The organism is Micromonospora sp. NPDC049171 (genome assembly GCF_040648275.1).
Lineage (GTDB): Bacteria > Actinomycetota > Actinomycetes > Mycobacteriales > Micromonosporaceae > Micromonospora.
The window spans coordinates 187526-206544 of record NZ_JBEZDJ010000012.1; the positions used below are offsets into that span (position 1 = coordinate 187526).

The following is a 19019-nucleotide window of genomic DNA, read 5'->3' on the forward strand; positions in this document are numbered from 1 at the left end:
GTGCGACCAGGCTATCCGGTCCCCGCCTTGTATCCCACGCCCCGCACGGTGAGGATGATTTCCGGTCGCTCCGGGTCCGGCTCGATCTTGGCGCGCAACCGCTGGACGTGCACGTTGACCAGGCGGGTGTCGGCCGCGTGCCGGTAGCCCCAGACCTGCTCCAGCAGCACCTCGCGGGTGAAGACCTGACGGGGCTTGCGGGCGAGCGCGACCAGCAGGTCGAACTCCAGCGGAGTCAGCTTCACCTCCTCGTCGTTGCGGCTCACGGTGTGCGCCGGCACGTCGATGGTGATCTGGTTGTCCGGTGGCCCGATGGTCAGCATCTCGGGAGCGACGTCCTCGCCTCGGCGCAGGCGGGCCCGCATCCGGGCGACCAGCTCCTTGGGCTTGAACGGCTTGACCACGTAGTCGTCGGCACCGGACTCCAGGCCGAGCACGACGTCCACGGTGTCGCTCTTGGCGGTCAGCATGACTATCGGCACGCCGGACTCCGCCCGAATCGACCGAGCGACGTCGATACCGCTCATACCAGGCAGCATCAGGTCGAGCAGCACGATGTCGGGACGGCTGTCACGAAAGGCGGCCAACGCTCGCTCGCCGTCCGCCACGAACGAGGGCTGGAAGCCTTCGCTGCGCAGGACGATGCCGAGCATCTCGGCGAGCGCGGGGTCGTCGTCGACCACCAGTACGCGGGCTCTCATGGGATTAATATTGCATCCTCAGTCAGTTCGGTGGGACCGGCGTCCGCCGGTAACGCGTGTCGCCGCCGAAGAACCTGTCACCGCGACCCGCGGCGGCGGCGCCACGTGCTGCGGTGCCTGGTGCACGGATGACGTCCCGGGCCAGGCTGCCACCATGATCCCCCTTCGACGCCAGCCGGCGCCACCGCAGTCTGGGAACCAGGCCCAGGTCAGCCGAAGAGGGCGCGCCCCCAGTGGTCCCCGCCGTCGCGTACCCCGGGTGGGCAGGCGAACACCCCACTGGAGACGTGCCGCAGGTACTCGTTCATCACGTCGTGCCGCGCCAACTGGGTCTGGATCGGGACGAACTGGCGACGCGGGTCACGCTGGTAGGCGATGAAGAAGAGGCCCGCGTCGAGCCGGCCGAGGCCGTCCGAGCCGTCGACGAAGTTGTAGCCCCGGCGCAGCAACTGGGCGCCGCTGTTCCGGCTCGGGTGGGCCAGCGTCACGTGCGCGTGCTCGGCGATCACCGGCTTGCCGTCCGCGCCGCGCGCGGCGAAGTCCGGTTCGTCGAACTCGTCGGTCCGGCCGAGGGGGGCACCGCTGCCCTTGGTCCGGCCGACGATCTCCTCCTGCTCGGCCAGGGAGGTCCGGTCCCAGGTCTCCACCAGCATCCGGATCTTGCGGGTGACCAGGTACGAGCCCCCAGTCATCCAGTCCGGCCCGTCGCCCGGCTGCACCCACAGCTGGTCGCGCAGCAGCTCGGTGTCCTCGGCCTTGAGGTTGGCCGTACCGTCCTTGAACCCGAACAGGTTGCGTGCGGTGGCCTGGTCACGGGAGGTCGACGAGGTACGCCCGAAGCCGAGCTGCGACCAGCGGACGCTCACCACACCCATGCCGAGCCGGGCCAGGTTGCGGATCGCGTGCACCGCGACCTGCGGATCGTTGGCACACGCCTGCACGCAGAGGTCACCGCCGGAGAGCTGCGGCTGGAGGGCGTCGCCGGGGAACTTCGGCAGCTCGGCGAGGGCGGCGGGCCGCCGGTCGGCGATGCCGAAGCGGTCCCGGCCGTCGGCGTCGCGGAACAGCGTCGGCCCGAAGCCGATCGTCAGGGTGAGCTGCGACGGGGGCAGGCCGAGCGCCTCGCCGGTGTCGTCCGGTGGGGCCTCCGGCATCCCGCCCACCGCGCCGAGCACTCCGGCGTCCCGCCCGGCGGTCATCCGGGCGGCGGCGGCGGTCCACTCCTCGAGCAACTCGACGAGCCGGGCCCGATCCTTGGTGATCACGTCGAAGGCGACGAAATGCAGCCGGTCCTGCGCCGGGGTGACAATGCCGGCCTGGTGCTCGCCGTGGAACGGCACCGCCCCGGCCGGGTGGTCGCTCGCCCCGGCCGGGCCACGGGAGCCGTTGACCAACGCCGTCGCACCTGCCGACACCCCGGCGATCCCGGCCACGCCGGCGCCGGCGAGCGTGATCGCCCGCCGCCGGGTCAACCTGCTCCCGCTCATCCCACCAACTCTTTCTGCTACCTGGTCACTTGGCGACGGCCGCGGCGACCTTGCTGATCGGCTCGGCGAGCGCATTGATCCCGTCGGAGAGCTCCTTGAGCTCGTCCTTGCTCAGCGCGGTGTGCAGCTTCCACCCGTCGCCGTCGCGGTGCTTGCCGAGCAGCGTCTCGACGTTGGCGAACTCGGTGTCCAACTGCTTGACCAGCTCCGGGTTGCGCTGCTCCAGGGCCGGGCGCAGGGCGGACACGGCGGCCTTGGAACCTTCGAGGTTGGCGGCGAAGTCCCACAGGTCGGTGTGCGAGTAGCGGTCCTCCTCGCCAGTGATCTTGCCGCTGGCCACCTCGTCGAGCAGTTCCTTGGCACCGTTGGCGAGCTGGAGCGGGGAGAGCTTCTCGGCGTTGGCCTTGGTCACGATCTCCTTGACGTCGACAAGCAGGCGGTCGGCGATGGGGCCGTCCTTGCTGATGTCGCCGGACTGCCAGAGGTCCTTCTCGATCCGGTGGAAGCCGGTGAACTCCATCCCCTCCTCGATGACCTCCTCGCGGCCATCGATCTTGGGGTCGAGGTCGCCGAAGATCTCGGCCACCGGCTCGATCCGCTCCCAGTAGGTGCGGGCGACCGGGTAGAGCGTCTTGGACTTCGCCACGTCGCCGGCCTTGACCGCGGTCACGAACTCCTCGGTCTTGTCCAGCAGCGCCTCGGTCTGACTCTTGACGTAACGCTGGTAGTTCTCGGCCGCGCCGGCCAACGCGGCGTCGGCGGTGAGCGGCTGCGCCGAGCCGCTGACCTTGAGCGCACCCCGGATGCCCTTGCCGCTCATCCCGGGCTTGCAGGCCGTCTGGTACGTGCCGGCCGGCAACTCGACGTGCAGCTCACGGCTGAGGCCCGGGGCGATGTTCTCCACCTCGCCCAGCACCCGGTCGCCGTCGGCGTAGACGTAGAACTCGGTCACCTTCGCACCGGAGTTGGTGATCTTGAAGGTGGCGGTGCCGGCGCCCAGGTCGGTGGTGCCGACCTCACAGGCGGTGTCCGTCGCCTTGACCGCGATCGGGCCGCCGGCCACGGCCGGGTCGTCCTTGTCGCCGCCGGAGCAGGCGGTCACCCCGGCCGTCGCCAGCACGCCGACGGCGGCCAGCGCGAAAAATCGGGTGGTACGCATCTGAGCTGTCTCTCCTCGTGGGGTCAGGCACGCTGCGGCGCGGTTGCCGCCTCGGCCTCGGCCTCGGTGCCGGTGTCGGCCCCGCGCTCGGTGACGGTGGTGGTCGGGGCAGGTGCCGGCTTGCGCCGGGCCGGCCGTAGGAAGAGCAGGAGGACCGGCACGGCGTACCCGATCCAGGCGATCGTCTCCAGTACGGTGGGTGCGGGCGTCACGTTGAACATGCCGGCGAGCAGGGCCGCGTACCAGGTGGTCGGGTCGAGCGTGCCGGTGATGTCGTAGGCCAGGTCGTTCAGGCCGGGCAGGACACCGGCCTCCTGGAAGTCGTGGACGCCGTACTTGAGGATGCCGGCGGCGACCAGGATCAGCAGCGCGCCGGTCCAGGTGAAGAACTTGCCGAGGTTGATCCGCAGGGCGCTGGCGTAGAGCAGCACGCCGAGCACCACGGCGGTGACGACGCCGCCGACCAACGCGAGCAGCGGACCACTGTCGCCGGCCGCGCCCTGGGCAGCCGAGTAGAAGATCAGCGCGGTTTCCAGGCCCTCCCGGACGACCGCGAGGAAGGCCATCCCGGCGACCGCGAACGAGCCGACGGCCAGCGCCTCGGTCAGCTTGCCGCGCAGCTCACCGGCGATGGTCCGGGCCGCCCGGCGCATCCAGAAGATCATCCAGGTGACGAAGACCACGGCGGCGACGGAGGTGATCGCCTCGAACAACTCCCGGTCCTCGGAGCGGGACAGCAGCGAGGTCGACGTGTACTCGATCAGCCAGCCGAAGAGCACCGAGAGCACCACGGCCAGGCCGACACCCGCCCAGACCTGGGGCAGCCGATCCCGGCGCTGCGACTTCACCAGGAAGGCGACCAGGATGCTGACCACCAGGGTGGCTTCCAGGCCTTCCCGCAGGCCGATCAGATAGGTGGCGAACATCCGGGCTCCGAGTTCATCAGGTACGCCTCAACCAACTTAGGGCAGGCATACCTTGCTCCCTGGCCAGGAGGCTCGTCAAGTCGTACACGACAAGCTCACTCGACCCCTGCGCCGCAGGCCCGGCCGGCCGGCAGCACCGACGCCACCCCTCGGGTGTGGAAGGATCCCCGCCGTGAGGGGATTCCTGCCGTGGCTGGCGGTGCTGGCCGTGGTTCTGCTGCTCAGCGCGCTGCGCATGCGGGCGCTGGCCACCATCGTGTCGCTCGGCTGGCTGGCCTGGTGCGTCTGGACGTGGTTCCGCCCCACCCGCCGCGACCGACGGTCAGGCTGAGCCCGCCGAGCCGGGGCGCAGCCCGCCGAGCCGGGCGGAAACGACGAACCGGGCCGGCTGCGAACAGCCGACCCGGTCCGGTGCGGAGCGTCGATCAGTAGCGGTAGTGATCCGGCTTGAACGGGCCCTCGGTGGAGACGCCCAGGTACGCGGCCTGCTCCTTGGTCAGCGTGCTCAGCTTGGCGCCGAGCGCGCCCAGGTGCAGCCGGGCCACCTTCTCGTCCAGGTGCTTGGGCAGCACGTAGACGCCGATCGGGTATTCCTCGGTCTTGGTGAACAGCTCGATCTGGGCGATCGTCTGGTTGGCGAACGAGTTCGACATCACGAAGCTCGGGTGCCCGGTCGCGTTGCCCAGGTTGAGCAGGCGACCCTCGGACAGCACGATGATGGCGTGCCCGTCGGCGAAGCGCCACAGGTCGACCTGCGGCTTGATGTTGACCCGCTCGACGTCGGAACGCTTGGCCAGACCGGCCATGTCGATCTCGTTGTCGAAGTGGCCGATGTTGCCGACGATGGCCTGGTGCTTCATCCGGGCCATGTGCTCGTTCGTGATGACGTCGAAGCAGCCGGTGGCGGTGATGAAGATGTCCGCCTGCTCGACCACGTCGTCCAGGGTGGCGACCTGGTAGCCGTCCATCGCGGCCTGCAACGCGCAGATCGGGTCCACCTCGGTCACCACGACCCGGGCGCCCTGGCCGCGCAGCGACTCGGCGCAGCCCTTGCCCACGTCGCCGTAGCCCATCACGACGGCCATCTTGCCGCCGATCAGCACGTCGGTGGCCCGGTTGATGCCGTCGATGAGCGAGTGCCGGCAGCCGTACTTGTTGTCGAACTTGCTCTTGGTCACCGAGTCGTTGACGTTGATGGCCGGGAAGAGCAGGGTGCCCGCCCGGTGCATCTCGTAGAGGCGGTGCACGCCGGTGGTGGTCTCCTCGGTCACGCCCTTGATGCCGGCGGCGATCCGGGTCCAGCGCTGGCTGTCCTCGCCGAGCGAGCGGTGCAGCACCTCGAGGATGACCGCGTACTCCTCGGAGTCGGCGGACTCGACCGGCGGGACCGCACCGGCCTTCTCGAACTCGGCGCCCTTGTGCACGAGCAGGGTGGCGTCGCCACCGTCGTCGAGGATCATGTTCGGGCCCTGCCCGTCCGGCCAGGCGAGCACCTGCTCGGTGCACCACCAGTATTCCGGGAGGGTCTCGCCCTTCCACGCGTACACCGGGACGCCGGCCGGGGCCTCGGGGGTGCCGTTCGGGCCGACGACGATCGCCGCGGCGGCGTGGTCCTGGGTGGAGAAGATGTTGCAGGACGCCCAGCGCACCTGTGCGCCGAGGGCGACCAGCGTCTCGATCAGGACGGCGGTCTGAATGGTCATGTGCAGCGAGCCGGTGATCCGCGCGCCGGCCAGCGGCTGCGCCTCGGCGAACTCTCGGCGAATCGCCATCAGGCCGGGCATCTCGTGCTCGGCGAGCTGGATCTCCTTACGCCCGAACTCGGCGAGCGACAGATCCGCCACCTTGAAGTCGCCTTCGGCGAGGGTGCTCGGCCGGGCCTCGGACGGCGTGCCGCTGGGGGACGCCGGGAGGGTGCTGGTCATGAAAGCTCCTGTCGAACGATGTCTGCGCCGACCTTCCACCTTACGCGCGCCGTCGACCGCCATAGGGGGACGGTCCGCAGACAGCGCACGGGGCGGTCGGTGCTGAACGGACTTTCCCGCCCATGCCCCGCCCGCCCCGTGCATCCCCCCGGTTTGGTTCCCCGCACGTTCTCGGACCGTCGTCGCGATAACGCTGCGTACTCATAGAGTCACACTCGGACACCGCTCCGTCAAGCTATTCCGGGAAAAGTCGGACTTGTGTCGTCCACGGTCCGTGCGGGATCACCGCAGTCCGGACGTCGCCACGTACGCCTCGCCGGCGCCACTGATCCGCAGCGGCTCACCGGCCGCCGTGCCGATCGCCGCCTCGCCGGACGCCAACGTCAACGCGCCGGCACCGTCGTCCACGGTGATCGACCCACCGGCACAGAGCACCACCCGAGGGCCGGGCAACGGCAGCGTGGCCGAGGGCACCGCCGCGCCGACCCGCACCCGGTGCAACGCGAAATCGTCCACCGGCACGGGCCACCAGTCCACACCCGGGCCGACCGGCCGCGCGGCCCGCACCGGATCGTGCAGCACCTCGAAGCGCAGCACCCGCATCAGCTCGTCGACGTCCACCCGCTTCGGGGTCAGCCCACCACGCAGCACGTTGTCGCTGGCCGCCATGATCTCCACACCACAGCCGCTCAGGTAGGCGTGCAGGTTGCCGGCGGGCATCCAGATCGCCTCCCCCGGCACCAGCCGCACGTGGTGCAGCAGCAACGCCACCAGCACGCCCGGGTCCGCCGGGTACGCCTTGGTCAGCCGGCGGGCCAACTCCGCGTCCGGACCGTCGGCGGACGCGGCCACCACCGAACCCAGCAACCCGTCGCGTTCCGAGACCGGCCAGTCGAGCAGCGTCCGCACCGCCGTCCGCAGCCCCACCGGCCCGGCGCGCAACGCGGCGACCACCGGCGCCAACTCCGGTACGCCGAACGCGGCGAGCGCCTCGGCCGACTCCGCCGGCTCCCGGAAACCGCACAGTGCCTCGAACGGGGTCAGCGCGACAAGCAACTCCGGCTTGTGGTGCGGGTCGGAGTAGCTGCGCCGCCCCTCGGGAAGCCCCGCCTCCGCCGCGTAGCCGGCCCGCGCCTGCTCGGCGTTGGGGTGTGCCTGCAGGCTCAACGGGGCGTCGGCGGCGAGCACCTTGAGCAGGAACGGCAGTCGGCTGCCGAACCGCTCCGACACCCGCTGGCCGAGCCACTGCCCCGGCTCGTCCCGCACCAGGTCGCAGAGGCTCACCCGCAGGCCGGCGCGGTCCACACTGGCCGGGGCACCCGGGTGGGCGCCCAACCACAGCTCCGCCTCCGGGCCGGCGCTGGGCACCACCCGGCCCTGAAGGAGGGCGATGGCCGAGCGGGAGCCCCAGGCGTAGTCGCGGATCGGTCCGTACAGTGGCTCCACCCGTCAGCCCCCGGGCCGCCCGGCCGCCTCGCCCGACGCGTCCTGCGGCACGGCGGTGTCGGCGGCCGCACCGGTGCCGGCCTCGGCCGCGGCGGCGCTGTAGACGTCCGGCTCCAGGTAGATCACCCGGGCGATCGGCACCGCGGCGCGGATCCGCGCCTCCACGGCGTTGATGCCGCGGGCCAGGTCGTGAGCGCTCTCGCACCGCGGAACGGCGATCTTCGCGGCCACCATCAGCTCTTCCGGCCCCAGGTAGAGCGTCTTCATGTGGATGATCCGCTCCACCTCGGGGCCATCGGTGACGGCTCGCTCGATGGCGGCCAGCTCGGACGCCTCGGCGCCCTCACCGAGCAGCAGGCTCTTCGTCTCGATGGCCAGCACCACGGCGATGACGACCAGCAGGATGCCGATCATCGCGGTGCCGGCGGCGTCCCACACACCGTTGCCGGTGATCAGCGTCATGCTGACGCCGAACAGGGCGAACACCAGACCGACGAGCGCGCCGAAGTCCTCCAGGAGCACGACCGGCAGCTCCGGCGCCTTGGCGCGGCGGATGAACCGCACCCAGGACTGGTTGCCCCGGATGTGGTTGGACTCCTTGATGGCGGTCCGAAAGGAGAACGACTCCATGATGATCGCCGACACCAGCACGACCACCGGCAGCCAGTGCCAGGACTCGATGGCGCCCCCGTCGTGCCACTTGTGGTACGCCTCGTACAGCGCGAACAGGCCACCGATGCTGAACAGCACGATGGACACGATGAACGCGTAGATGTAGCGCTCCCGGCCATACCCGAACGGGTGTTCCGGGGTGGCCGCCCGCTTCGCCCGCTTGCCGCCGAGCAGCAGCAGGCCCTGGTTGCCGGAGTCGGCGACCGAGTGGACCGCCTCGGCCAGCATCGACGACGACCCGGAGAGCAGGAACGCGATGAACTTGGTGACGGCGATGCCGACGTTGGCCAGCAGGGCGGCGACAATCGCCTTCGTCCCACCGTTCGCGCTCATGCCACCGCTCCGCTTCGCTTCGCGCTGACCTGAGACAACCCGCTGCTGAGCCACCTGGTTCGCTCGCTGCGCTCGTTCACGCCGCCGCTCCGCTTCGCGTCACGAAGCTGACCGGTCCGCGCATGCCGCGCCGCCCCCTACGGTCGTTCACTGGTTCGACAGCTCCTTCATCTCGGTGATGGCCGGAACGGCCATCGGGTCCAGCCCATGGGCCAGGGCAAGGTAGATCGAGGCGAAATCCGGGACCGCGATCAGCGAGGCCAACCGCTCCAACGCGGAGCCACCCTCGGCGGTCACCACGTCGCACCGCACACCACGACGCTCGGCGAGGGTCTGCACCGCATCCGCGCGGCGCTCCTCGACGGCGAGCGGCTCGTCGGTGTCGTCCTCGGCGTTGAGCCCGCCGTCGCGCAGCAGCACGAGCCGCAGCCGGGTGCCCTCGCCGTCCTCCTCCGCCGGATCGGCGAAGATGTCCCGCTCGCCCTCGGCCAGGCCGCCGAAGACGCCGTCGAGCAGCCCGACCCGGCCCCGACCGGCCTCCCCGAGCGCACCGGTGACCACCGGGTAGCGGGCGTTGGCCGACAGGGTGTCACCGAACCGGCGGGCGGCCACGGTGGCCAGCGGGGACGAGCCCCAGACGATCGGGATCGAGCCGGCCAGGCCCAGGGCCAGTGACTTCGCCGGATTGACGAACGACTCCGCAGCGGAACGGCAGCGGTCCGCGTCCGCGTCGAGCCGGGCCGCGGTCTCCGCCAGGTCCGCCTCGTTGACCTTCACGAGCCCGAGGGAACGGGCCGCGAGCAGGACCGGCACGGTGAGCGCCCAGAGGCTGGCGCGGGCCGGGGCACGGCGGGGCACCGGGATGAACGGCGCCCGGGCCTGCTCGGCGATCGACTGCAACTGCGAGTCGGGGGCACCCACGGCGACCAGCCGGGCACCGCGCCGGTGCGCCGCCTCGGCGGCACCGAGCGCCTCCGGGCTACGACCGGACGCGCTCACCGCGATCACCACGTCCGCCGCGCCCACCCAACCGGGCACCCCGGCGCTGCGGTGCCCGATGATCGGGACCGGGCAGCGCGGCCCGGCGACCGTGGCCAGTACATCCCCGGTACGCCCCGCGGTGCCGATGCCGGCGATCACGACGGCTCGGGGGCGCCCGTCGTCGGCGAGCACCGCCAGGTTCGCCTCGGCAGCCAGAGCCGCGCTCTCGCGAACCTGCGCACCGGCCGACGCCGTGTGCCGGAGCATGCCGCCCGGGTCGCGCTCGGCCAGCGCCTCCGGGTTGTCGAGCAGAGCCTCGTCGGCGTCGCGACGACCGCTGACCCCGGCCGTACCGTCGATCATGACGACTGCCCCGGGCCGCCGCGCGCCTCGTCCAGCAGCAGCACCGGCACGTCGTCGCGGACCTCGAAGATCCGTCCACACTCCGTGCAGGTAAGCGTCTGCGCCTCGGCGTCGTAGGTGAGCGGGGCGTGGTGCGTGTCCGGACAGGCGAGAATCTCGAGCAACTGCGGATCCAGGGCCATGGCACGGCTCCTTCCACGTGTGCGGCTTGACCGGCGGCGGTGCCGACCGGGTGTGCGGCTGGACCGGCGGCGGTGCCGACCGGCGCAGGCGATCTTATCGGCGAACGCGGCCGAGCACGTCGTCCCGGAGCGAGACCATCCGATCCTGGGTAGGCGCCTCGACGTTGAGCCGCAGCAGCGGCTCCGTGTTGGAGGCGCGCAGGTTGAACCAGGCGCCGTCGGGGAATCGCAGGGTGAGCCCGTCCATCTCGTCGGCCACCGCGTCGGGGTACGCGGCCCGCACCTCGGCCACCGCCGCCGCCTGGTCGGCCACCGTCGAGTTGATCTCGCCGGAGGCGATGTAGCGCTCGTACTCGCCGGCCAGCACGGACAGTGGCAGCGACTGCTCGCCCAGCGCCGCCAGGGTGTGCATCGCCGCGAGCATGCCGGTGTCGGCGAACCAGAAGTCCCGGAAGTAGTAGTGCGCGGAGTGCTCACCGCCGAAGACGGCGTTGGTCCGGGCCATCTCCGCCTTGATGAAGGAGTGCCCGACCCGGGCGACGACCGGCTTCCCACCGTGCTCACGGATGATCTCCGCGACCGCGCTGGAGGTGATCAGACCGTGGATCACTGTGGAACCGGGGTGCTTGGCCAGCTCCCGTGCGGCGACGAGGGCGGTGATCGCCGACGGCGAGACCGGCTCGCCACGCTCGTCCACCACGAAGCACCGGTCGGCATCGCCGTCGAAGGCCAACCCGATGTCGGCCCCGTGCTCCACCACCGCGCGCTGGAGGTCGACCAGGTTAGCCGGGTCCAGTGGGTTGGCCTCGTGATTGGGGAAGGTGCCGTCCAACTCGAAGTAGAGCGGCACGATCTCCAGCGGCAGCGGCGACAGGGCGGCGTCGCCCAGCACGGTGGGCACGGTGAAGCCGCCCATCCCGTTGCCGGCGTCGACGACGACCTTCAACGGCCGGATGCCCGAGAGGTCGACGAGCTTACGCAGGTAGCCGGCATAGTCGGGGAGCAGGTCACGCCGCTCGGCCGGCCGGGCCGGCGCACCGGCCGGGCGGGCGTCGCCCGAGTCCAGCAGAGCCTGGGCCCGCTCCCGGATCTCCGCCAGACCGCTCTCCTGGCCGATCGGCCGGGCACCGGAACGGCACATCTTGATGCCGTTGTATTGGGCGGGGTTGTGGCTGGCGGTGAACATCGCCCCCGGCAGGTCGAGCGAGCCGGAGGCGAAGTAGAGCAGGTCGGTGGAGGCGAGCCCGATCTCGATCACCGAGCGCCCCTCGGCCCGCACGCCGGCGGCGAACGCGGCGGCCAGTCCGGGCGAGGTGGCTCGCATGTCGTAGCCGACGACGACCGCGTCGCCCGGCTCCTCGGTGGAGTTGAGGAGTTGGGTGAACGCGGCGCCCAGCGCCTCGGCGGCCCGTTCGTCCCACTGGTCCGGCACCGTCCCTCGGACGTCGTACGCCTTCACAATCTGGGACAGATCAGACACGTGTTCCACTCCTTGGCCGCAGGTAGACACCGAGCCTGAGCGTAACGGAGGGTCCGGGTCGAGCCCCGCTCAGCCGGGGAGCCGGGGCATGATCACGGTGTGACCGCCATCGTCGGGAGGCGGATTCCCGGGCAACTGCCGGGTTTCGGGTGCTCCCGGCATCGGCTGCGTCGCCTCCGGGGGCGCGCCGGCAGCCGCTGGCCGGGCCCCGTAGACCCCGCCGGCGGCGGGGCGCGGGGACGGCACGGCACCCCAACCGGTGGCGGGCGGCTGCTGGCCGTACACCTGGCCGGGGCGACCGGGCGCGGCCGGCGGCCCACCGGCGGCCCGGTAGGTGGTGCCGCCGGGGTTGCCCGGCAGCGTGCCGGGCGCCTCGTCGGACGGTTTGCGGTCCTGGCGCGAGCGACGGAACAGCAGCACGATGAGCAGCAACCCGATCGCCACCATGACGATGCCGAAGATCATTACCGGCGACATGCCGGATGACGCCGCGGCAGCCGAGGTGTCCGGCGCGGTGGACGCGGCCCCCAGCGCCGCCGGAGTCGCCGCGTCGTCGACTGTCGCGACGTCGGTCGGGCTCGGGGTGGGCGTCGCCTTCTTCGACGGCGTCGGCGACGGGGTGACCCGCGCGCCGGTCACCCTCGCCGCGTCGCTGCCCCGGCCGATCTCCTGACCGGCCGCGTTGACACCCACGCCGGTAACGGCGAGCCGGCCACCCGGGGCACCGGCACCGAACGTCACCCGGTACCGCACCGTGATGCCCTTGCCCTTGCACAGGGTCGGCTTCGACGGTGACGTCTGCGCGGTGCCCACGGCACCGCCGCCGCCGGTGACGGCCACCGGGGTCCAACTCCCGCCCGCGTTGACCTCGACCTTCAACTGGTGCGGCTGGAGCTCCTCAAGGTTGAGAAACAGCACGGTACGCAGCAGGACGCAACCATCGGTGCGCTTGCGCACCGCCACGTTCACCGCCTGCGCGGAACCGCCAGCGGCGAAGCTGCTGGCCGCACCCACCCGGACCGAGTCCTCGTCGGCCAGCGCCGGCGACGCGCCGAGCATCACCAGGCCGCCCACCAGACCGCAGACCGCCGCGAGCCGTGCCGCGCGTCGACGCACCGTCATGATCACCTCGCCGTTCTCCCCGGGTGGGGTCCGCGGGTCAGGCTACTACCGGCCCACCCACCCCGCCGGTCATAGAGCGGCCCGGATGTGTGCCGCGTTACGGTTTGCGACCCGACCCGCCGACCTGCTCCTGGCGCGGTTCTCGACAGGTGTGCAAGCCGACGTCAGCACCTCCTCACCCGCCGAGATCCACTCGGTTTCATTGAAGTCGCGCTATCCGGCGGCCTCGGATGCCCCGACATCACCAAACCCGAGTCGATCATCCCCGGCGCGGCAGTCCGGGCGCTCGCGGCAGCAGTCCGGGCGCCAGCGGCGCGGCAGTCCGGGCGCACGCCGGCCGTCAGTCCGGGTGTTCTGCTCGGGAGAGGGCATCGCGGCAGAGTCGGTCGGCGGTGCGGGTGCTCTCCGGCAGCCGGAATCGCGGGGCCAGCGCAAGCACCTGCGCGGTCGCGTTCTCCAGACTCATCCGATGCCCGACGCTGACGAAGACCGGCTTCACCCCGTCCTGGGTCCGTAGCACCCGGCCGACGACATCACCGCCGTCGCGCAGCGGCGACCAGGCACCCCGCCCGGTGGCCGGCGGCTCCCACGTCCCGACCAGCGCGGTCTTCCCCACCCCGATCGCGGGCAACCCGGTGACCACACCGAGGTGGCAGGCCAGCCCGAACCGACGCGGATGCGCCAGCCCGTGCCCGTCGCACACCAGCAGGTCGGGGACCGTGGCCAGGCGGTCCAGGGCGGCGAGCAACGCGGGTAACTCACGGAAGGCGAACAACCCCGGCACATAGCCGAACGCCGGCCGCCCCACACTGACCGCCGAGTCCACCACGGCCAACGTCCGGGCATCCAACACCGTCACGGCCGCCGCCAGAAGGTCACCACCCAAGGAGTACGCGACGTCCAGGCCGGCCACCGTCTCCGGCGCGCTCGGCCCCGGCCCGACCAGGTCGACCAACGGCCGCAACTCCTCCTGTACGGCCACCGCCTCCGCCACACTGCCCGGCCCCACCACCTCGCCCGGCCCCATGGCCGCCTCCGCCACCCCGCCAAGCCCCGCCACGCCGCCCGGCCCCGCCACCCCGCCAAGCCCCGCCACGCCGCCCGGCCCTGCCACCTCGCCCGGCCCTGCCACCTCGCCCGGCCCCGAGGTCGCCGCGCACCATGATCCACTCGATTTCATGAAAGTCGGGCTATCCCATGGCCCCGGATGCCCCGACTTCACCAAACCCGAGTCGATCACGCTGGGCCGGGGCCATCAGCGCCGTCCCCGCTGGCACTGCCGTCCGGTGCACCCTGGACAGGGTCGCCGGCGGTTCGCCCTCGGGCCGCGCCGAAGACGATCGCGGAGACGATGCCGAGAGCCACACCGAAGGCGACGCCGCCCGTCGAGCCGAACGAGGGGATGCCGATCGCCAGGCCAAACAGGATGCCAACCAGCCATGCCCAGACATTGAACTTGCCGCTTCTCGTGTCGGAACTCGCCATCCGTCGATGCTATTCGGCCCGGCCGACTCCCCAGCTTCGCGCCACAGCGATGACCCACCGTCAGGCCGGGAACCCAGCGCCCGGCGGCGATCCACCGTCAAAGCAGGCCCAACCCGTCGCGGGCCTCCTCGATCCACCGGGTGACCCCGTGCGCGCCGATGCCGGTCGCGAGCTCAGCCGGCCTCGTCGAGCAAGGCGCGGGCAGCTCCCCGATCACCGTCGTCTGCGGCCAGGGCCGCCAGACTGCTCCCGAGATGCCGCGGGGCGTGCGGCAGTGTCTGCCGGACCTCCTGGATGCGCAGCCATTCTCAGGGGTCACTGTTGCTGCCCATCCCTGAACATCGCACGAAATGAACTCTCGTCAGGCAACTTCCCGTCCCCGGTGACAGCCTCGGCCACTAACTCAACCGCGGCGCGGCTGACGTTCTTATAGCGGTCCGCATTACGGTAGTCATCGAGAAAGCGCACAACGAGTTCCGGGTCATAGACCCAGGCCCGAGCGCGATGATCCCAAAGAACGGCGTGACCGGGCCCCGCATCCATGACGAAGATGCCAACCGGCCTTTCCTCCTCATCAGTCCGGTAGATTACGTAATAACTCAACAATCTCCCGCTCCAACTCTTCTGCAACATCCGGCGCTACGGGGAAGTCCCGAGACCCTAACCCAAAGTCATGCACAACCTGCGGGAGGCTCGTCCCGCGCTGGGTCAGCCACGCATCATACTTGCGCCAAACGTCAATATTCTGACTAATCCATTTGGCAAAAGTGGCATCCTTGGCAGGGAAACGAATATCAAGCCCGCCTGGCAGGGCATCGGGGAGGCCACGTTCGCGGTTCGCGGCAAGCATCCGCAGCAACGCCTCGAATCGTCGTTCGGCGCGGTTCGACGGCCGCCGCACCACCTCATACTCTTCGTGAGTAGCCGGCCAGGCCTCCCGCGATGCCGGGGTGTGCAGCTGCAACTCGACCAGCATCCCGTCGGGCAAACGAAGGGTACAGTTCAAGCCGTAAAATCTATTACCCTCGCGCCAAAAGTTCTTACAAGTTGAGGTCGGCACTGAGAACCCGACTCCAACCAGGTCTGCCAGAACCACATCCACGGCCTGGGTGTAGTGCTCGGCAGACGGTATCTCAAAGCAGAATCTCAATACGTCATTGACGCTCAGTACGAACTCAGAGACGTCAACCTGGGCGACGCGCCCCTCGTCAAGGTACTTCCGTGCCAACGATTCAAGCCCTTTTACCCGAAAATCGCGGTCCCGCAGTCGAATCGGATGACTCAGGCCAAGCGTGTCGGTCACGCGTTGCCCGATTTGAGTCAAAGCATCCTCGACCCGGTCAGCGGCACCCAGGGCGCGTTCGCGAAGGTCTGTCAGCGCCACCAACTCCGAGGTCGTGAGCTGGGCGAGATTGGAAGTTGGTTGACTAGAATTGCCAGAATTCGCCGCGCCGTCGCCCGCGCTCGCCGAGCCCGGGCCGTCCAGCAGCAGGTACATCCGGTTGATGTAGGGGTCACCGTGGCCGCCGTCGTCGTCCACCGAAGGGTGGTCCGGCAGGTCGGGCCGTTCGCTGAACCGGCCGCGGGGCAGCCCGCCGAGCGGCATTGGTCGGCCGTCTCCGCTCAGCACCAGCGCGTCGATGCCGACCACGTCGGGGTACAACGGCCGGTCCCGGACCACGCCGTTCTGCGGGTCCACGTAGAGCACCGTGCCGTTTTGGTTGAGCGCCACCCACGCGTGCGAACCGCCGTGTGGCCACTCGGTGACGAGGAACGCGTAACTGCCGTGGCCGCCCAGCAGCAGTTGGTCGTGCAGGTTGCGGTAGCCCCGGTCGGCGGCCTCCCGCTCCTGCTCGGCGTACGGGCGTTGACCGGACGGCGGGGCGAGGAGTTGCTGGAAGCGTCCTCCGGTCACGTCCTCCACCCGGCCCGGGCCGCCGGCCTCGCCTCGGATCGGGCGGCGGATGTCCCCGTCCAGGTAGCCGTCGAAGGTACGCGGCGCCGACACCCGTGGCCGCCCGTGTACCCAGGTTTCGAACATCGACAGCGTGCAGTCCAGGCAGTTGATGCCTCGGGTGGCGTCGGCCGCGGGACCTCCGTCGTTCAGCAGCCGGAACCAGCCGCCCCGGCGGGGATCGGCGGTGCGGATGACGGTGCCGTCCGGCTCGCGGGGCATCTGCCGTTCGACGTCGACCTGGTGCAGGGCGAGCGGTGGCCGCAGTCCTCCTGGCCGCCCGTACGGCCGGGAGTCGTCGATCGGCGGGGGTACGTCGTCGCCGGTGAGCCGGGACGGACCGGAGGTCTCCACCGCGCCGAGCGCCAGCGCGCCGACGTCCCGGTTGGCGTACTCGAATGTGGTGTCGCCGATGTCCACGACCGCCGGCGCCGTGGTGCCGGCCAGCACCGCGTCGGCCAGGTCACGCCACTGGGCGTACGCGCGTGTCTCGTCGTTCGCCGCCTGCTGCCAACCGTCGGCCCACTGCCGGCGCCCGGCCTGGTGCAGTTGTCGGGCGTAGGTGGCGTACTCGATGGCCCGCCGATCGTGCTCGGCGGCCCGGGCGCGCAGTCGGGCGGCCTCGGCCTGCCGGCGGTTGCGCTCGAAGCCGGTCCGTTGCGATTCGTAGTGCCCCTGGTAGCGGCGCCGCTCGGCGGCTTCCGCCTCGGCGGCCCACTGCGCGGCGTACCAGTCGATGGTGTCGGTCGTGGTTGCCACCGGATCGCCGAACGCCACGACGTCGACGGGGATCGACGCCCTGCCCCGGGCCGGATGGTCGGGTGGGCGCACCTGCCGCACCGGGCCGTGCGGTCGCCCCACCTCCCGGGTGGTGGAGGTGACCGGCACTGACGGGCCGGGGCTGGTCGCCGACGTCGCCGTGCCGGGAACGGTCGCCGGCATTGCCGTGCCGAGACTGGTCACCGGCGTCGCCGTGCCGGTCGACGGAGACCAGGCGGCCGGGCCGGAGGTGGCGGCGTGCGGTGAGTTGCCGAGATGACCCGGCGCAACGCCGGTGGCTGGCCCGAAGGTCCCGGCCGAAGGGACGGCCACGGTCGAGAGCCCCGAAGTGGCCACGGACGAAAACCCCGGCGCGACCGCCGACGAGACCCCGGGAGCAACCACGGACGAAGAGCCCGGCGCGACCGCCGACGAAACTCCGGGCGCGACCACCGGCGAGAGTCCCGGAGCGACCGCCGACGAACCCCCGCCAGCCCCCACCGGCGACGGCCTCGGATCGGCGACCGCTGGTGGCAGCGTCGGATCGGCCGCGATCGCTGGTGTGGCGCCGGCCTCTCTCAGGAGGGGTCCGTCCGTCGACGGTATCGGCTGCGACGACCGCTCGACGGCGTCCACGTCGGACACTGCGCCGGTCGGCGGTGGTGACGGCACGTGCCCGTCGGAGGCGGTGGCGGATGGCAGTGCCGTCGCCTGCGCCGCGGAGACGCCCGGCAGATCGGCATCTTGCGGCACCACGTGGTCCGGCGGCGACGTGGCGACGAAAGGCGTCGCCTGCGCCGCAACACCCGCGGCCGAGACCACGCCACTCGGACCCGCCGCACTCGCGGTCGGCGCGGTCGAACCTGCTCCGGCCACACCCCCTGCCGAATAGGCCGTACCCGCCGAAGCCTCGACCGACGCCAACGCCCCCGAGGCCGGCGGATCGCCGGGAACCGACGCCAAGGGAGGGAGCGAAGGATCGGCAGCCAAGGGATGGGGCAAAGGACCGGCGAGGGCGTTGGCCTGCGCGTCGAGCCGGGCGCGTAACGCGTGGTCGGTCTGACCGGTCGCCGAACCGGTGGCCCCGGAGGCGGCCGCGCGTGCCACATCCTCCACCGAGGTCAGGCCCTGACCGGTGGCCAGGCTGGCCGCGCTCTCGGCGAACACCTCGCCGGTCATCTCCCGTCCAAGGTGCTCCCCGACTCGCGCCACCCGCCCGGTCGCGTGCCGGCCCAGGCCGGCCAGCGGTGCCACCGCCCCGCCGGCCAGGCCGCCGACCGCCGACGCGCCGAGATCGGTCAGGTCCAGGCCGTGTGCCCGCCCGGTGGAGTTTTGGTACGCCTGGGTGGCCAGGGTGACCCCGGCCTCCTCGGCGGCCTCCTCCAGCCCTTCTCGGGCGGCCCGCTTGGTGAACCCGCGCACACCACCGCGCGCGACATCTTTGGCCGCCCGCTCGCCGGCCTCCTTGAGGCCGTGTTTGAGGGACTTGCTGGCCAGTTGGCCCATCAGCCGCTTGAAGATCTGTTGGACCAGCAGCCGGGTCGCGGTGATCGCCGCGCCGGCGGCCGGGGTTGCCGCACCGGCGGTGAGCACCGCCGCCACCGCCACCGAGAGCAGCTCGACGACCAGGATGCCCAGCTCGATCCAGACTTCCAGTTTGGCGCCCTCGATGTCGCAGCCGCACTCCTCGACCAGCCGGCCCAGGTCGGCGCTGACCGCGAGCAGCACGGGCAGCGGGGCGTCGACACCCTCGGCGAGGCCCCGCCAGGCCGCCTCGAATGCCTCGTCGACCGCGCCGACACCGCCGTACCCGCTGTGCACCTCGGCGGCGGCCGCGGCGGCATCGGTGTACGGGCCGGACAGCGCGCCGGCAACCGCGTACCACTGGTCGGCGACGTCCCAGACGGCCCGCTCGTTACCCTCCGGCCACTGCACACCGACGACCCAGTCGAGGGCCTCGTAGATCCAGCCCGGCACGTCCCAGGGTGCGTGGTCCAGTGGGTGCGGAATCGGGCTCGGCAGCACGCTCATCGCAGTCGTCGGC

16 protein-coding genes are annotated in these 19019 nt (G+C 71.2%); 1 reads left to right on the plus strand and 15 read right to left on the minus strand.

What is annotated here, in order from left to right:
* Positions 1–11: 11 nt before the first annotated feature.
* The 4 genes from mtrA to efeU all read right to left on the minus strand — a co-directional run bounded on the left by mtrA (position 12) and on the right by efeU (position 4273).
* Positions 12–701 (minus strand): MtrAB system response regulator MtrA, encoded by a 690-nt coding sequence (mtrA, locus tag AB0B14_RS17470; RefSeq protein ID WP_110564421.1) that lies wholly within the window; start codon positions 699–701, stop codon positions 12–14.
* Between the two features lie 209 nt (positions 702–910).
* The gene (gene efeB / locus AB0B14_RS17475; RefSeq protein WP_357071745.1) at positions 911–2188 is read right to left on the minus strand and encodes an iron uptake transporter deferrochelatase/peroxidase subunit; all 1278 of its coding nucleotides are present in this window, start codon (positions 2186–2188) and stop codon (positions 911–913) included.
* A 25-nt stretch (positions 2189–2213) separates the two neighbouring features.
* The gene (efeO, locus tag AB0B14_RS17480; RefSeq protein ID WP_357071742.1) at positions 2214–3347 is read right to left on the minus strand and encodes an iron uptake system protein EfeO; all 1134 of its coding nucleotides are present in this window, start codon (positions 3345–3347) and stop codon (positions 2214–2216) included.
* Between the two features lie 23 nt (positions 3348–3370).
* Complete coding sequence (gene efeU / locus AB0B14_RS17485; protein WP_357071739.1) at positions 3371–4273, minus strand: iron uptake transporter permease EfeU; 903 nt, start codon at positions 4271–4273, stop codon at positions 3371–3373.
* A gap of 172 nt (positions 4274–4445) precedes the next feature.
* On the opposite strand from efeU, the gene AB0B14_RS17490 reads away from it, so the two are divergent.
* A complete protein-coding gene (locus AB0B14_RS17490; RefSeq protein ID WP_357522993.1) occupies positions 4446–4604 on the plus strand; it encodes a hypothetical protein in 159 nt (52 codons plus the stop codon).
* A 94-nt stretch (positions 4605–4698) separates the two neighbouring features.
* Here the strand turns inward: AB0B14_RS17490 and ahcY are convergent, their stop codons facing one another.
* The 11 genes from ahcY to AB0B14_RS17545 all read right to left on the minus strand — a co-directional run bounded on the left by ahcY (position 4699) and on the right by AB0B14_RS17545 (position 19006).
* Positions 4699–6198 (minus strand): adenosylhomocysteinase, encoded by a 1500-nt coding sequence (gene ahcY, locus AB0B14_RS17495; RefSeq protein WP_357522994.1) that lies wholly within the window; start codon positions 6196–6198, stop codon positions 4699–4701.
* Between the two features lie 282 nt (positions 6199–6480).
* On the minus strand, positions 6481–7644 hold the full coding sequence (gene manA / locus AB0B14_RS17500) for a mannose-6-phosphate isomerase, class I (protein WP_357522995.1): 1164 nt from the start codon (positions 7642–7644) through the stop codon (positions 6481–6483).
* A 3-nt stretch (positions 7645–7647) separates the two neighbouring features.
* On the minus strand, positions 7648–8649 hold the full coding sequence (locus tag AB0B14_RS17505; protein ID WP_357071727.1) for a cation diffusion facilitator family transporter: 1002 nt from the start codon (positions 8647–8649) through the stop codon (positions 7648–7650).
* 147 nt (positions 8650–8796) lie between these two features.
* Positions 8797–9993: an SIS domain-containing protein gene (locus AB0B14_RS17510; protein WP_357071724.1), complete on the minus strand. Its 1197-nt coding sequence runs from the start codon at positions 9991–9993 to the stop codon at positions 8797–8799.
* The gene (locus AB0B14_RS17515; RefSeq protein ID WP_091394023.1) at positions 9990–10175 is read right to left on the minus strand and encodes a Trm112 family protein; all 186 of its coding nucleotides are present in this window, start codon (positions 10173–10175) and stop codon (positions 9990–9992) included. The genes AB0B14_RS17510 and AB0B14_RS17515 overlap by 4 nt, the downstream gene beginning before the upstream one ends.
* 94 nt (positions 10176–10269) lie before the next feature.
* A complete protein-coding gene (locus tag AB0B14_RS17520) occupies positions 10270–11655 on the minus strand; it encodes a phosphomannomutase/phosphoglucomutase (protein WP_357071721.1) in 1386 nt (461 codons plus the stop codon).
* A gap of 69 nt (positions 11656–11724) precedes the next feature.
* Positions 11725–12777 carry a hypothetical protein gene (locus AB0B14_RS17525; RefSeq protein ID WP_357071718.1) on the minus strand — a complete coding sequence of 351 codons (1053 nt, stop codon included), beginning with the start codon at positions 12775–12777 and terminating at the stop codon, positions 11725–11727.
* Between the two features lie 340 nt (positions 12778–13117).
* Positions 13118–13804 (minus strand): endonuclease V, encoded by a 687-nt coding sequence (locus AB0B14_RS17530; RefSeq protein ID WP_357072217.1) that lies wholly within the window; start codon positions 13802–13804, stop codon positions 13118–13120.
* Positions 13805–14013: 209 nt separating this feature from the next.
* The gene (locus AB0B14_RS17535) at positions 14014–14262 is read right to left on the minus strand and encodes a hypothetical protein (protein ID WP_357071715.1); all 249 of its coding nucleotides are present in this window, start codon (positions 14260–14262) and stop codon (positions 14014–14016) included.
* Between the two features lie 315 nt (positions 14263–14577).
* Positions 14578–14865: a hypothetical protein gene (locus AB0B14_RS17540; protein ID WP_357071712.1), complete on the minus strand. Its 288-nt coding sequence runs from the start codon at positions 14863–14865 to the stop codon at positions 14578–14580.
* Entirely contained in the window at positions 14837–19006 is a 4170-nt protein-coding gene (locus AB0B14_RS17545; RefSeq protein ID WP_357522996.1) for a toxin glutamine deamidase domain-containing protein, read from the minus strand. The genes AB0B14_RS17540 and AB0B14_RS17545 overlap by 29 nt, the downstream gene beginning before the upstream one ends.
* Positions 19007–19019 lie beyond the last annotated feature (13 nt).

What these genes read in the sequence shown, in the direction of transcription:
- mtrA (WP_110564421.1), bottom strand. Translation starts at nt 701, where the DNA reads ATGAGAGCCCGCGTACTGGTGGTCGACGACGACCCCGCGCTCGCCGAG.
- efeB (WP_357071745.1), bottom strand. Translation starts at nt 2,188, where the DNA reads ATGAGCGGGAGCAGGTTGACCCGGCGGCGGGCGATCACGCTCGCCGGC.
- efeO (WP_357071742.1), bottom strand. Translation starts at nt 3,347, where the DNA reads ATGCGTACCACCCGATTTTTCGCGCTGGCCGCCGTCGGCGTGCTGGCG.
- efeU (WP_357071739.1), bottom strand. Translation starts at nt 4,273, where the DNA reads ATGTTCGCCACCTATCTGATCGGCCTGCGGGAAGGCCTGGAAGCCACC.
- ahcY (WP_357522994.1), bottom strand. Translation starts at nt 6,198, where the DNA reads ATGACCAGCACCCTCCCGGCGTCCCCCAGCGGCACGCCGTCCGAGGCC.
- AB0B14_RS17505 (WP_357071727.1), bottom strand. Translation starts at nt 8,649, where the DNA reads ATGAGCGCGAACGGTGGGACGAAGGCGATTGTCGCCGCCCTGCTGGCC.
- AB0B14_RS17510 (WP_357071724.1), bottom strand. Translation starts at nt 9,993, where the DNA reads ATGATCGACGGTACGGCCGGGGTCAGCGGTCGTCGCGACGCCGACGAG.
- AB0B14_RS17515 (WP_091394023.1), bottom strand. Translation starts at nt 10,175, where the DNA reads ATGGCCCTGGATCCGCAGTTGCTCGAGATTCTCGCCTGTCCGGACACG.
- AB0B14_RS17525 (WP_357071718.1), bottom strand. Translation starts at nt 12,777, where the DNA reads ATGACGGTGCGTCGACGCGCGGCACGGCTCGCGGCGGTCTGCGGTCTG.
- AB0B14_RS17530 (WP_357072217.1), bottom strand. Translation starts at nt 13,804, where the DNA reads ATGGGGCCGGGCGAGGTGGTGGGGCCGGGCAGTGTGGCGGAGGCGGTG.
- AB0B14_RS17535 (WP_357071715.1), bottom strand. Translation starts at nt 14,262, where the DNA reads ATGGCGAGTTCCGACACGAGAAGCGGCAAGTTCAATGTCTGGGCATGG.
- AB0B14_RS17545 (WP_357522996.1), bottom strand. Translation starts at nt 19,006, where the DNA reads ATGAGCGTGCTGCCGAGCCCGATTCCGCACCCACTGGACCACGCACCC.